Raw genomic sequence first — 13994 nt, 5'->3', positions numbered from 1 at the left:
CACCCCGAGGGCCGGGACGCTCACCCACCAGCCCCGCCACCCCCGCCTGGTCGCGATCACGACGCCAGCGCCACACCGTGGTCTCGTCGACCCCGAACGCGGCGGCGACCTGCCGCTGGCGCGCCGCCTTGGTCTCGACCAGGCTGACCGCGGCCAGCCGCCGGCCCACCTCGTCGTCGGCCGCCCACACGAAGCTGATCATCCCGTTGAGCCAGACCTGGCCGCCCTCGTCGGTCTCGACCAGGTCCACCCCAGGCGCGACCGGGATCGAACACGGTGGCGACAGCGGCAACGGCGGCTCCCACACTCGCGGCGACGCCACCATCGTCGACCCCACCACCCCTCCACGCAATCCAGGCTGAAACTCTGCGTAGATTATCCCGCATTTGGGACGTGAAGTCGAGCATTTGAGGCAGAATTCCAAAGATTCAGCCCGCTATGTCAGGAGGTCTGGATTCACCGACGTCAGCTCCCCGTTCGTCGTATCTACAACCGTGCCAGACCGTCGTCCCCGGCGCCACGGAGAAGGCGCGTCGTTGATCGCGGCCCGCGGCGGGCTTCCTCCGCCGGCGGGCGGTGTCAGCGCGGGGCGTCGCGGCCGCGAGGAGAGGCACTCCTCGAGCAGGCCGGGGCTGAACTAGCACTAGCCGACTCGCAATGCGGCTCACTCAGGTTGAAGCCGGCGCAGGGGCTGCCTGAACGCCACGGCACAGCACTCGACCGCGGCTCCGACCAACCGCGGGAGTTGCGCCCCACCCGATGGCCGTTGGGAGCGCCGGCTTGTCCGCGATGGGCCTGCGCGCGCCAAGCGCCGGCTGACGCGCAACCTCCGGTAACGGGGAGTCCGAACGTTGCCCACCATTGGATGTTGAGGCGATGCGCAGCTCGGCGGAGTGTGCAGGCCAGCGGGTCCGCGGCGAGGTGGGATAGGTCATCGAGCTCGGGGAGAAGCACGACGCTCTCTTGCTCAGCCCGCACGCCGGCCCTAGGGGCGGGGTCCTCTCCTTGTCCGAAACGGGTGCTGGTCGCGTCCCCGTTCCTGGCGGGGTTCGGCGTGCTGTTCGATCAGAGCGTCGATCTCCGACTCGCGGTAGCGGCGATGGCCGCCGAGCGTGCGGATGGCGGTGAGCTTCCCGGCGTCCGCCCACCGGGTGATGGTCTTGGGGTTGACGCCGAACCGCTTGGCGACCTCTGCGGGGGTCAACAGTTCGTCGTTGTCGTTACCGGTGTACCGCATCCCGACTGCCTCCCCAGGTGGCGCGCGCTTGGGGGTCGGTCGCCCGACACCCGGACGCTATGCCTCCTTGGTGCGATCTTTCGTGCCCGAGCGACTTGCCCGGCAAGGGCGTTAGCGTCCACGCCACAGCTGGGGTTACGGTCAGCGACGACGATTTCACGTGGCGTGACTCGGGGTTCTTCGGAAGGCCGTGGTGCGCGAGTCGGCGACAGGCTTCGCCGCGACCAAAGCAACGGTCGAAAGCGAGACAACCAGTGGCCGGTTATCGGTCTCCTACCTCATGCAGAAACCGTTGCCGCTCGACCGGTGAGAGTTCTCGGATGATCCGGTCGCGCGCCATCTGGAGCAGGTCTTCATCCGAGCCACACACTGCGCAGCGATGGAAGTGGACGGTGCCGTCGGCGGTAGCAACGACAACCAAACCGTCGCGGGCGAAAGCCACGGATCCTGCACCTCCGTGGCCGGTGAACTCCTGGATCTGCTGTTGTGACGCCACGTCCCACAGGTGGGCTCCGTCCCCGGCTGCGGTGAGCACGAAGCGGCCGTCGTGGCTCCACGCCACACCTGCCACCGCCGAGGGGTGACGGAGCTCGCCCACCACATGGCCGGTTGCCGGCTCCCAGATGCTGGCGACGCCGTCGTCGCCGGCTACGGCAAGTAGGTCTCCGGCGGGGCTGAATGCTACCCCTATGCCGTGGGCAGGCAGGATGCGGGCTAGCTCGCCGGTGGCCACATCCCAGACGGGCACGGTCCGCCAGCCGGCGCCGGCGATCCACCGGCTATCGGGGCTGGAGGAGATCGCGCGCAGCTGCCGGTTGGCTGGTTGCAGGGCCCGGAGCAACTCTCCTGTGGCTGGATCCCACAGTCGGACCACCCCTTCCTGCCCAGCGGTCAGCAGCGTGGTGCCGTCGGGACTGTACGCCACAAAGGAAGTCTGGCAGACAAGCGGGCAGGGAGGATGGGTCGGCGCCGGAACCGGCAGGTGACGCACGCGCCCTCCCGTGGACACGTCCCACATGGTCGGGGGCACCGTCCGTTCGTTAATCGCTGGTGGGATCGGGTTCGCCGTTGCCAGCAGCCCGCCGTTGGGGCTGAATGAGGCCGCCGATATTTGGCTCTCCGCGAGCTCGCGGGTCCACAGGTCGTCGCCGTTGGACATGTCCCAGACGCGCAGGGTCCCATCTTGGCTGCCGGTCGCCAGCAGCTTGCCGTCGCGGGACAAGGCGAGCGCGCCCACATACGTCTCGTGCCCCCGTAGGACCATGTCAGGGCCGGCGGGCACGTCCCAGACCTGAACCGTCGCAGCCCGGGTAAGCAAGCGCTGCCCGTCGGGGGTAAAAATCACGGTTCGCGCCTCGAGGCCCAGCGGCGCAGCACCGTTGAGTTTGAGGATCTCCCGGGTTTGGCCAGTATCGACGTCCCACACTAGCGCCGTTCCATCGGCGCTTACCGTGGCGGCTACGGCGCCGCTAGGACTGAACTCAGCACCGACGACGGCGTCGGTGTGGGCGCGGAGATCAAACCTGGTGCGTCCGGTTGGGACCTCGGCGACCCTGACGGTGCCGGCGGCGTCACCGACGATGATGAGGCTCCCGTCAGTGTTGAATCTCGCCGTCCACACCTGTGTGCTGAATTCGTCCAGCTCCGCGACTTCCTTGCCCGCTCGAAGGTCCCAAATCCGAGCCGTGGAATCCAACCCGACGCTGACCGCGTACTGGCCGTCGGGGCTGACCCGGGCATCGACGGCGGCGTCGTCATGACCTTGTAAGACGGCCAGCTGTTTTCCGGTTGAGACGTCGAACAGGTAAAGCTGCGGGTCCATGGCGCTCCAGGCGAGCACCGCCTCGCCATCCGGGGTCCAGTGCGCAAACGAGACGGCCGTCGGCGCCCCGATCGTCGTGCTTTGGCGGCCGGTGGCCACATCCCACACGCGGATGACATCCTCGAAGCTGGCCGTGACGATCTGCTGGCCGTCGGGGCTCCACGACACCCCGTAGACGCCCCTGCCGTGACCGAGGACGTGGAGCAGCGACCCGCTCGCGGCGTCCCATATGCGGGCCCCTTGCTCGTCGGTGGTCACAAGCCATCGTCCGTCGGGGCTGAACGACGTCACGATCACCTTCCCGGCGTGGCCCTCGAGCACCTGCAGCACGGCGCCGGTCTGTAGGTCCCACACACGGGCCATGCCGTCCTCGTCGCCCACGACGACCTGACTCCCCGTCGGATCAAGCGTGAAGTCCTGCCGGCCGCCGGGCAGCTCAAGTCGTGGATGGGGGGTCACCAGAGCCTGCCGTAGCGCGGCAACGGCTTCTCGGGTAGATGCCACCTCGACCGCCTCCACAGCCAGGGCCAAACCCAAAGCCGGCTCGATCGACAACTGGTTGACGGCCTCAGCGGCCACCCGCCGTGACAGTGCCAGTCGCCGCTGCTCCTCGGCGCGGTTCCGCTCCCGTGACGCAGTCACGGCCAGTCCTGAGACGATGATCATCCCCACGGCAAGCGCAGTGGTTACCAAGTGCAGGCGGCGCAGCCGACGTCGTCGCTGCGACTCCTCAGCCGTGAGGCCCGCCTCAAGGAAGGCGCGTTCGAGCGGGTTGGCAGCGTCGGGATGACGTTGCTCCCAGGCCGTTGCCTCCGCGAGCTGAGCTCCCCGGTAAAGCACGCCCTCGTCGCGGCCCAACCGCTCCCACTCAGCGGCAGCTGCGGTTAGCCGACGGTGGACCCGCAGGCCCCCGCGGTCCTCCTCGACCCACCGTTGCAACCGTGGCCAGCCGCGGATCAGGGCCTCGTGGGACACCTCCACCCAGCGGTCGCGGGTAGGGTCCCCCCCGTTGTAACCAGCCGTGCCTCGGTGAGCCTGTCGACCACCGTCTCCACCGTCTCGCACTCCTGGGGCTGAGTTGGCAGCTCCGAGAACGACACGCGGCGGCGGGTGTCGTGCGATCCCTCACCCGGCTGGGTCAGCCGCAGCAGGACCCGTCGGGTCACCAGCTGCTCGTCGGGTGAAAGACTCAGGTAGACCGCTTCGGCCCGACCGGCGAGGGCGCCCTCCACCCCTCCGGCGTCTCGGTAGGCCCCCACGGTGAGCGTGCCGTCGGCTCGGCGCTCCCACAGTTCCAGCAGACAATGGCCCAGCAGCGGCAGCGATCCCGGCTGTCGGGCCACGTCGCGCAAGATGGTCTCGGGCAGGCCCTCCTCCAGCCTCAGCCCCACCTTCCGAGCCGGTCCCACGATTGCCTCGGCCAGCCCCACCTCGTCCATGGGCGTGACCAGAAACTGGTGTGACGAGGCCAGATCGGCTAATCGAGGATGGTCGGCCAGCCGCGGATAGAAGTCTGCCCGCAAGGTGGCGATCACCATGACCCGCCCGAGTGGCGCCGTTCCAGCGGTGGCCAACGCATCGAGGAAGGCCCGCCGCTGCTCCTCGTCGACGCACAGGGTGAAGACCTCCTCCAGCTGATCGACGACGAACACGACCCGCGGAGACCCCGCGTCCGCGGCGGCCTCGACCGTCCGGTGGAGCGCTCGGTCGTCCTCGAACAGCCGCCTCGCCGTCGCCGGCTCATCGAGGCTGGGGTCGAGTCTGGTGAGCTCGCGGGCGAGCGTCTTGATCGGCTCAGAGCCTGGGCGCAGGACCCGTACCGCGCAGGTGTCGGACGCCGGCAGGGCCCCCTGGCGCAGAGCGGGGATCAGCCCCGCCCGCACCAGCGAGGACTTGCCGCTGCCGGAGGGCCCGAGCACGGCGAGGAATTTGCTGGCCTCGAGGCGCTCGAGCAGGCGGGAGACGTCCGCGTCGCGACCGAAAAAGTGTTCGGCGTCTGCCTCCTCGAAGGTCTGCAACCCCCGATAGGGACACACCTTCGCTGAGCGTGCGGTCACAGAGGACGTCCGGGGCACAGGCGCGACCGGTTCGAGCGCAGCGCCAGCCCGCAGCATCACGGCATGAAGCGCCTGGGTCTCCGGGGCGGGGTCAACCCCGAGCTCCTCGGCCAGCAACTGGCGGCAGCGCTCGTAGGCCCACAGACCCGCCGCTCCGTTGCCTGCCTCGAGATGGGCTCGGATCAACAAACGATGTGACGATTCGCGGAACGGGTCGAGCGTGACGGCCTCCTCCGCGGCGGCCACAGCATGCCCGTACTCGCCCGAGACCAGCCGCGCCTCCGCCAGAATTTCCAGCGCCCGCAGCAGCAGACGGGACAGCTCCCGTCGCTTACCGTCCAGCCACGGGGCCTCCACCCCCGGCAGCAGCGGACGCCCCAGGACCGCCCGGGCTTGAGCAGCCAGCTGCCCCGCCGTTGCAGGCTCCCCCGCGACGAGAGCGCATTCAGCCCTGTCCGTGCCCGCCGCTGCCTGTTCGATATCCACCTGCAGGTCTTCAGCCAGGTAAACCCGGTAGGCACCGGCCGAAGCCCGCACCATCTGCAGCGTCTCCCAACCCCGCCGAAACCAAAAAGCCACGCACCCGCCGCACCACACCACGCAGCGCCGTTTCCCACGTGTTTGGACGCTCGGTTGGCCACAGGTTGTCGGCAAGCTCATCGCGGGACACGGGCCGGTGCCGCTCACAGACCAGCAGGGCCAGCACCACGCGTGCCTGGCTACCCGGCAAGGCCCGCTCGTCGACCTGGTGGGTGTCGACCGCCACGGCAATGCGCCCCGCAAGCGAGATCCGTGCCGCCATCTGCCCCTCCGTGAAGAGCAGTCTCCCACGGCCTCCCCCGGTAGGACAACACCGCGTGAGCCAACGGCGCCGACCTCAGCAACGAGAGACCGCCACGCGACCACCCTTCCGCATCCTTCTTACGTTCTTCTTACGCCGCCCGTGTTGCCTCGCGAACTGTCTGCCGGTCCGCTTACCGCGAACACAGCAGCTAGGACCCAGCTGGGTGCGGGAGCGGGAAGGCAGCACCTACAAAGGGGGGTGCCATGATCAATCGCGAGGGCTTCCAAAAAGCCATGAAGGCGGCGCTCGACGGACCGGAGCTGAAGGATGTCGAGTGGACGAAGTTCGGGCATGACTTCAACGTGAAGAAAATCAGCGTGTCGAAGACATCCGACGGTTTGAAGATAGACGGTGGTGACGGTCGTCACCTGTCGCACCGCAAACGCTTCCGCCCTGACGACCAGTGCTTTTACACATGTAGAGTCACGAAGGACGGCGAGGTCGAGGACCTGGAAATTAATATCAAATCGACGATGGACATCCTCAAAGAGTGGTTCGAAACCGCCGGAGAGATCCTCGCCATTGTCGGGCTGATCATTACTATGGGAAAAGAAGATACTGTGACGAAGTTCGAGCCGGTCCCGTCGAGTTTAGAACTACTGGACGGCGACTGGGAGAGCGACGCCGAGTTCCTGATCGCGAACATCATCGCCTACGCGACCGCCCGGCATCTGCCCGAGCTGGGGAAGCAGGGCGAAGCGGCGAAGAAAATCTTCGTACCCGGATTCGAGTTGGACCCGGATGTCCTCGCCAAGTTTAACCGCGCCAAGGCACGCATCGCGGGGTCGTCGTAAGAATAAGCTGAAGGGGGTAGGCGGTCCCCTCCCTCCTCCTATACGGCAAGATGTGGGGTATGGGTGGCCACGTCAAAGGGGCGCTTCGGAAGTTGGCGGGGCTGAGTAGGTCGGTGAGCGCGGTGGAGGTTGCGGGGTAGAGCACAGGGGCTCCGCGAGAGTGGAGGTGTTCGACGCCACCACCGACGGGAGCCCCTGTGGAGATCGATGCTACGCGCATGTGCCTGCTGCTGGTGGGACTGTCCGACGTTGAGGTCGTGGGTGTGGTGCGCTGGCCGGCACCGATGCAGGTGCACGTGCGGTCGACGGGACCGCGGCCAGCGTGCCCGTCGTGCGGCACCACGGCGACGGTCAAGGAGACGCGCCGCGGACGGCTGGTGGACCTGCCGTGCTTCGGCACGCCGACGGTGCTGGTGTGGCGGCAGGTCCGTTGGCGCTGCCCCCACCGGTCGTGCCCGGTCGGGTCGTGGATGCAGGTCGATGACCGCATCGTGGTGGGCAACCGGGGGATCACCGACCGTGCCGCCCGGTGGGCGTGCGAGCAGGTCGGCCGGCACGGCCGCACCGTCGCGGAGGTGGCGGGTGATCTGGGCTGTGACTGGCACACCGTCAACCGGGCGGTGATCGCCTACGGGCTGGCGCTGGTGGACGACCCCGAGCGGGTGGGGGCGGTCACGGTGCTGGGGTTGGACGAGACCTCGTTCGTCCGCCGCGGGCCGTGGCGGCAGCGCATCTGGTCGACCGTCATCGTGGGGGACGGGCGCCTGCTGGATGTGGTGGAGGGCCGCGACGCCCTGGGGGCGTGCCGGTGGCTGGCGCAGCGTCCCACCGGGTGGGTCGACGCGATCGGGTACGTGACGTTGGACCTGTCGGGCGCCTACCGGCTGGTGGCCGACACGATGCTGGCGAACGCGGTCCAGGTCGCCGACCCCTTCCACGTGGTCCGCATCGCCAACGAACGGCTCGACGACACCCGCCGGAGGGTGCAGAACGAGACACTGGGACATCGCGGTCGCAAGCGGGACCCCCTGTACCGGGCCCGCAAGCTGCTGGTGCTCGCCGACGAACGGCTCGATGACGACGGCCGCCAACGGCGGCAAGGACTGCTGCGGGCCGGTGACCCTCGCGGGGAGGTCGCCGACGCCTGGACCGCGAAGGAAGCCGTGCGCGGGATCTATCAGCTCGACGATCCCGACGTGGCCCTCGAGTGGACCAACGAGCTGGCCGACACGCTCACCGACCCCGCCTACGGGCCCGAGGTCCAACAGCTGGGACGCACCCTGCGCCGGTGGGCAGCGCAGATCGCCGCCTGGCACCGCTCACGGGCCACCAACGGACCCACGGAAGCCGCCAACAACCTCGCGAAACGGATCAAGCGCGTCGCCTTCGGGATGACCAACTTCGTGCACTGGCGCGTACGCGTGCTGCTCTACGCCGGTCGTCCTGACTGGACCAAGCTGGCCACCATCACCCCTGCAACCCCGTGAACTTCCGAAGAGCCGCTTTATCCAGGCCTTGACCCTCCCGTGGCGTGAGGCCCTACCGTACTCCGTGAGGGAGGTGATGGTCGTGGGTTGGACGGTCGGTGAAGTGGCCCGCTTGGCGGGTGTGACGGTGCGCACGCTGCACCACTACGACGACATCGGCCTGTTGGCGCCGAGCGGCCGCTCCGACGCCGGCTACCGGCTGTATGACCGCCGTGACCTCGAACGGCTCCAACGGATCCTCGCCTACCGGGGCTTCGACGTGCGCCTGGACAAGATCGCGGCGCTCCTGGATGACCCCAACATCGACCCGATCGACTACCTCCGCCGCCAACACAAGCTCCTGTGCGACCGCCGTGAGGAGCTCACCCGCATGATCACCGCTTTGGAGAAGACCATGGAAGCACACAAGCTGGGGATCCAACTCGAGCCCGAGGAGCTGTTCGAGGTCTTCGGCAAACACGACCCGTCCCCGTACGCCGACGAGGTCGAGGAGCACTGGGGCGACACCGACGCCTACCGCGAGTCGCAGCATCGCGCGTCGTCTTATTCGAAGACCGAATGGCAACGCATGAAGACGGAGGTCGACGACCACAACCGGAGGCTAGTGGAAGCGCTGCAAGCCGGCCACGCGCCTGACAGTTCCCACGCCATGGACCTGGCTGAGGAGCATCGTGAGCACATCTGCCGCTGGTTCTACGACTGCCCGACCGCGTTGCACCGAGAGCTCGGCGAGATGTACGTTGCCGACTCGCGGTTCACGAAGACATACGAGGATCTGGCCCCCGGGCTGGCCCAGTGGGTGCGCGACGCGTGGGTGGCCAATTCCCTGCGCCAGGAGGGCTGAGACGCCCCTACAGCCCCTCAGGTCTCTGGTTCAACGAACGGGGGCCCCATCCGGCCACGACCGACGAAGGAGAAGAGCAAATGCCCAACCGCGTAGTACCCGCATCCAAGCCACCGACGACACGAGAGATCAAGTTGGAGAGATCGCTTCTCGGTCTCGGCTCCACGCTACGGACAAGTGAGTGGGTGCTGACCGCTGCAGCGTTCCTCATTAGCTCTCAAGGGGGGTCGTCCTCTTAGAAGAAACTTGAGATGTATCGGCCGGCAGTATTCGCGAGGAGTGGGTGGCATGGGCTGGATCCCCGTTACGACGAGCACCGACACGGTCGCGATCCACGCGGCGCTCCTGCCGACCGGGGCGCGGGGGCAGATCATGTGCATGGGCGACTGGGCCGGCCATGCGCCGGTGTCGGACCCGGTCACGTATTGGCAGATCTACGACATCGATGACGACGTGATTCTCGAAAGCGTCAACCTCGCCACCGACCTCGACGCGGAGGGGCTGAACGCGCCCCTCACCAACGCGTTCTGCTGTGGGCAGGCGTGGTTGGCGGACGGTCGGTGGCTGTGCGCCGGCGGCACGATCGGATGGCCCGAGGAGCACGCGGGCCTGCACGACGAGCACTACGACGGCGAGCGCGCGGTCTGGGTGTACCAGCCGCAGGCGCGGACCTGGAAGCGCGTGCGGGACCTCAACTTCCAGCCCGGCAGCCAGTCCCAGGGCGGCGGACGCTGGTATCCGACGCTGGTGACGCTGCCGGACGGCCAAGTCTTCGCCGCTGCCGGGCATCCATCGGACACCGATACCTACAACGGCCGCCACAACAACAACACGCCCGAGCGCTACGCACCCGGAACCGACACCTGGGCGCTGATGAACTTCGACATCACGGCGCCGAACGGCGTGAACACGGACAGCTACCCCCGCTTTCGCCTGATGCCCAACGGGCGGCTTTTCACCGACACCGCCGGCAACGGCGGCACGAAGCGCTTCTTCGATCCCTACACCGGTTTCTGGACCGGCGACGACGTGAACACCACCGCGCTGCCCGGCTACTACAGCCGCGGCAGCAGGGGAACGTCGGTGCTCTTGCCGCTGCAGCCGCCGGCGTACCGCGCGCGTATCCTCGCCGTGAACAGCCCCGACCCGACCGCGTTCCGCATCGACGCCGACGTGGCGGACCCCACCTGGACCACGACGAGTAATCGCACTGGGCCGGCGGCGGGCGCGGATCGCGAGAACGGCTGCGCGGTGCTCCTGCCGACCGGCCGAGTGCTTCTCGTCGGCGGCTGGCGACGCGATACCGACGACGACGTCACGACGGCGGTGCGACGACCCGAACTCTACGACCCCGGGATCAACTGGCAGACGGGCGAGTTCTCCGGCCAGGAGGAATGGGTCCCCCTCGACGACGCCGACGACGAGGCGACCGTGGGGCGCGGCTACCACTTCACCGCGCTGCTCATGCCCGACGGCCGCGTATTTACCGCCGGGTCGACGGGAAGCGGGGAGTTCGCGGAAGAGCTGCGCATCGAGCGCTACGAGCCTGGCTACATCGGCCAGTCGCGCCCGACCCTTTCCGGCGCGCCGAGCCTCGTCGGCTATAACCGCACCTTCACGGTGCAGGTCGACCGTGACATCGAGCGCGTGGCGCTGATGCGCTGCGGGTCGATGACCCACAGCTTCGACTCCGACCAGCGCTATGTCGGGCTCGCGTTCAGCCAGCAGGGCAACACCCTTGAGATCACCTCGCCGCCGCACGGCGCCATCGCGCCGCCCGGCCCCTACATGATGTGGGTGATCGATGGCAGCGACCGGCCGTGCCATCAGGCCGCCTTCGTCCGTCTCGCGCACCTCGACTGCGAGATCGGGCTCGAGCGCAACACCTTCTCGCAGCTCGAGGTTGAGGCGACCCTGCTCGAGCCGACTGGCGGCCTGGCGGTCTTCCCCGACGCCGTCTTCTTCCACTTCGACGGCTTCCGCGCCGGTGAGCTCGGCGTGCCCGGCGCCGAGCCCGACGTGACCCTCGGCATCGGCTCGCCCGGCGGTCCGACCCCGGCGGGCATGTCGGTGCGCCTCGGAAGCACCAACTTCGAGAGCGGAACCGTCAACGCCGACGTCGCCCAGCGCTTCACCTTCCGCTACGACGTCCGCTTCGCCAATCTCGACGCGTTCACCTTCGGCGGCACCGACCAGCGTGTCATCATCCGCGCGACCCTCGGCGGTGAGACGTGTCAGGGTGAGCTGCGGCTGGTCAAGGCGCCGAACCCGTACATGAAGGACGGCGACCCGCAGTGGCTAAGCCAGGACCTGCGCGTCTTCCAGATTCGCCCGGGTGGGTTCGTGGGGACGACCCAGTTTGCCGCCGGCGACACCCCCGAGACGTTCCTCGACAAGCTGATCCCCGCGTTCGAGGCGGAGACTGACAGCGCCGAGCACCCGTTCCGAAGCCAGCTCGCCCTGGGCCAGGAGGCCGCAACGCTGGAGCTTGCGACCACGCTGGACGGCGAGGCTGTCTACAACTTCGCCGTCGCGAAGGTGCGCTACAAGGCGGTGTCGACGCCCGCGCCCGACGTGCGGGTGCTGTTCCGGCTCTTCAACACCGTCGGGCCGGCGCTGGAGTGGACGAGCGGGACCACTTACCGCCGCGAGGTCAAGGGGGCTAACGGTCGCGACACCGTTGCGCTGCTCGGCATGACCGGCGGCAACGCCGGCGAGATCATCTCGATCCCGTTCTTCGCCGCCCCGCGCTACACCCCGTCGCAGAGCGCCACAGCGCAGGAGGATCCGTTGAACCGGCGCACGCTCCCGGCGCAGGGGGCGACGGAGTCGACGCGCTACTTCGGCGCCTGGCTCGACATCAACCAGGATGAGCACCACTTCCCGCTCTACCCGACGAACGACGGGCCCTACTCGGAGGCGCCGCAGCAGGGCGGACCGCTCTACTCGGTCTTTGACCTCATCCGCAACTACCACCAGTGCCTGGTCTCGGAGATTTACTTCGAGGACGATCCCATCGCGTTCGGCGACACGCCCGGCACCAGCGACAACCTGTCGCAGCGCAACTTGGTGCTGGAGATGTCGAGCAACCCGGGCAACGACGCGAGCCGGACCGCTGCGTCGACGATGATGATCCAGCCGTCCAAGTCCGCCGTGCCCCCCTCCGTCCCGCCCGCGGGCGCGGCCGCACGCCGGCTGCGGTCCGACGAGCTCATCATCTGGTGGGAGACCCTGCCGCCGGGAACGCACATCGACCTGTTCATCCCTTCCGTCCCGGCCGAGGACATCCTGCGCCTCGCGGGCTTGCGTCCGAGCGGCAATCCGATCGAGAAGATCGACGATCACACCATCCGCGCCTATTACGGCGACGTTACCTTCATCCCGGTGCCGGGCGGGGTGAGCAAGCCGATCCCGTCGCTCATCTCGATTCGGCTACCGCAGGGGGTCGTCGCCGGCGACGTGCACCGTGCGACCGTGCAACAGGTCGAAGGGCGCTCGCGGCTGGTCATGGGCGGGATCGAGTTCCGGATTCCCGTCGACCACGCGTCGGCCATCCTGCCGCTCGAGATCAGGAAGCTCTCGCTGTTGCGCGCCATCCAGAAGGCCATCCCGCCCAGCGACCGCTGGTGGCCGGTCTTCGAGCGTTACGTCGGTGCGATTGGCGACCGGGTCGAGGGTCTCGGCGGCGACCAGGCCGCCGTGCCGGCGCGCCGGCGCTTCCCCGATGGGTCCGATGCCCAGCCGCCGGATCGGGCCGACCTAGTCTGCTTCGAGGGCAAGGTGGGCGATCTCCGGTACGACCGGCACGGGCAGTTCGAGGGGTTCGTGATCGACGATTGGGGGGAGGCGCGGGTGTTCGAGGCCTGCGAAGCCCGGATCGAGGCGCTGGTTCGTCGCGCCTGCGAGACGCGCGTCACCCTGTGCGTCTACGTGCGGCCGGACCGGGCCCGAAATCCTGTGAGGATCGTCTGGCGCTGCTGCTGACGGAGACGACGTTCAGTGGGCATGCTGTGGCTGACCGACGACGAGTTCGCAAATGACCGCAGGTGGTGCTGTCCCCCTTCTCCTACGTCGATGCTGGGGCCCCAAGGCGGCGCCAGTTGGAAGTAGTTGCCGGTGGCGAGGGAGCAGATTGGCATCCCATCGCTGCCGCCAGGTTCATTCGGCTCGGCGACGACTTCGGCACCGAGCGCTTTGATGCGCTGGAACTCGGCGTCCACGTCGGAGGCCGAGAAGAGCATGACGGCGCTTCGGAAGTTGGCGGGGCTGAGTAGGTCGGTGAGCGCGGTGGAGGTTGCGGGGTAGAGCACAGGGGCTCCGCGAGAGTGGAGGCGTTCGACGCCACCACCGACGGGAGCCCCTGTGGAGATCGATGCTACGCGCATGTGCCTGCTGCTGGTCGGACTGTCCGACGTTGAGGTCGTGGGTGTGGTGCGCTGGCCGGCACCGATGCAGGTGCACGTGCGGTCGACGGGACCGCGGCCAGCGTGCCCGTCGTGCGGCACCACGGCGACGGTCAAGGAGACGCGCCGCCGACGGCTGGTGGACCTGCCGTGCTTCGGCACGCCGACGGTGCTGGTGTGGCGGCAGGTCCGTTGGCGCTGCCCCCACCGGTCGTGCCCGGTCGGGTCGTGGATGCAGGTCGATGACCGCATCGTGGTGGGCAACCGGGGGATCACCGACCGTGCCGCCCGGTGGGCGTGCGAGCAGGTCGGCCGGCACGGCCGCACCGTCGCGGAGGTGGCGGGTGATCTGGGCTGTGACTGGCACACCGTCAACCGGGCGGTGATCGCCTACGGGCTGGCGCTGGTGGACGACCCCGAGCGGGTGGGGGCGGTCACGGTGCTGGGGTTGGACGAGACCTCGTTCGTCCGCCGCGGGCCGTGGCGGCAGCGCATCTGGTCGACCG

The 13994-nt window shown here is 68.3% G+C and carries 11 protein-coding genes; 5 read left to right on the top strand and 6 right to left on the bottom strand.

What is annotated here, in order from left to right; translation table 11 throughout:
• From KY462_15845 to KY462_15825, 5 genes are all read right to left on the bottom strand, one after another.
• Positions 1–337 (bottom strand): helix-turn-helix domain-containing protein (locus KY462_15845; GenBank protein ID MBW3579172.1); only part of this gene is annotated, 337 nt, incomplete at its 3' end.
• Positions 338–985: 648 nt separating this feature from the next.
• Positions 986–1237: a BldC family transcriptional regulator gene (locus KY462_15840; GenBank protein MBW3579171.1), complete on the bottom strand. Its 252-nt coding sequence runs from the start codon at positions 1235–1237 to the stop codon at positions 986–988.
• A gap of 262 nt (positions 1238–1499) precedes the next feature.
• The gene (locus KY462_15835) at positions 1500–4040 is read right to left on the bottom strand and encodes a WD40 repeat domain-containing protein (protein MBW3579170.1); all 2541 of its coding nucleotides are present in this window, start codon (positions 4038–4040) and stop codon (positions 1500–1502) included.
• The gene (locus KY462_15830; protein MBW3579169.1) at positions 4016–5656 is read right to left on the bottom strand and encodes an AAA family ATPase; all 1641 of its coding nucleotides are present in this window, start codon (positions 5654–5656) and stop codon (positions 4016–4018) included. Before KY462_15830 ends, KY462_15835 begins: the two co-directional genes overlap by 25 nt.
• The gene (locus KY462_15825) at positions 5613–5918 is read right to left on the bottom strand and encodes a hypothetical protein (protein ID MBW3579168.1); all 306 of its coding nucleotides are present in this window, start codon (positions 5916–5918) and stop codon (positions 5613–5615) included. The genes KY462_15830 and KY462_15825 overlap by 44 nt, the downstream gene beginning before the upstream one ends.
• 245 nt (positions 5919–6163) lie before the next feature.
• Here KY462_15825 and KY462_15820 point away from each other — a divergent pair, with 245 nt between their 5' ends.
• From KY462_15820 to KY462_15805, 4 genes are all read left to right on the top strand, one after another.
• Entirely contained in the window at positions 6164–6754 is a 591-nt protein-coding gene (locus KY462_15820; protein ID MBW3579167.1) for a hypothetical protein, read from the top strand.
• A 197-nt stretch (positions 6755–6951) separates the two neighbouring features.
• Positions 6952–8241, top strand: coding sequence for an ISL3 family transposase (locus tag KY462_15815; GenBank protein MBW3579166.1), 1290 nt, complete (start codon positions 6952–6954; stop codon positions 8239–8241).
• Between the two features lie 82 nt (positions 8242–8323).
• Complete coding sequence (locus KY462_15810) at positions 8324–9085, top strand: MerR family transcriptional regulator (GenBank protein MBW3579165.1); 762 nt, start codon at positions 8324–8326, stop codon at positions 9083–9085.
• A 288-nt stretch (positions 9086–9373) separates the two neighbouring features.
• The gene (locus KY462_15805) at positions 9374–13069 is read left to right on the top strand and encodes a DUF1929 domain-containing protein (GenBank protein MBW3579164.1); all 3696 of its coding nucleotides are present in this window, start codon (positions 9374–9376) and stop codon (positions 13067–13069) included.
• Here KY462_15805 and KY462_15800 read toward each other — a convergent pair.
• Positions 13012–13395, bottom strand: a complete 384-nt coding sequence (locus KY462_15800; protein MBW3579163.1) for a hypothetical protein — start codon at positions 13393–13395, stop codon at positions 13012–13014. The two genes, KY462_15805 and KY462_15800, sit on opposite strands and share 58 nt — an antisense overlap.
• 52 nt (positions 13396–13447) lie before the next feature.
• Between KY462_15800 and KY462_15795 the strand changes: the two genes are divergently transcribed.
• The coding region (locus KY462_15795) for a transposase family protein (protein MBW3579162.1) at positions 13448–13994 on the top strand (547 nt) is incomplete at its 3' end.

This window comes from Actinomycetota bacterium (assembly GCA_019347675.1).
Taxonomy (GTDB): Bacteria; Actinomycetota; Nitriliruptoria; order Nitriliruptorales; family JAHWKO01; genus JAHWKW01.
This window is presented reverse-complemented; position numbering and strand designations above follow the sequence as displayed.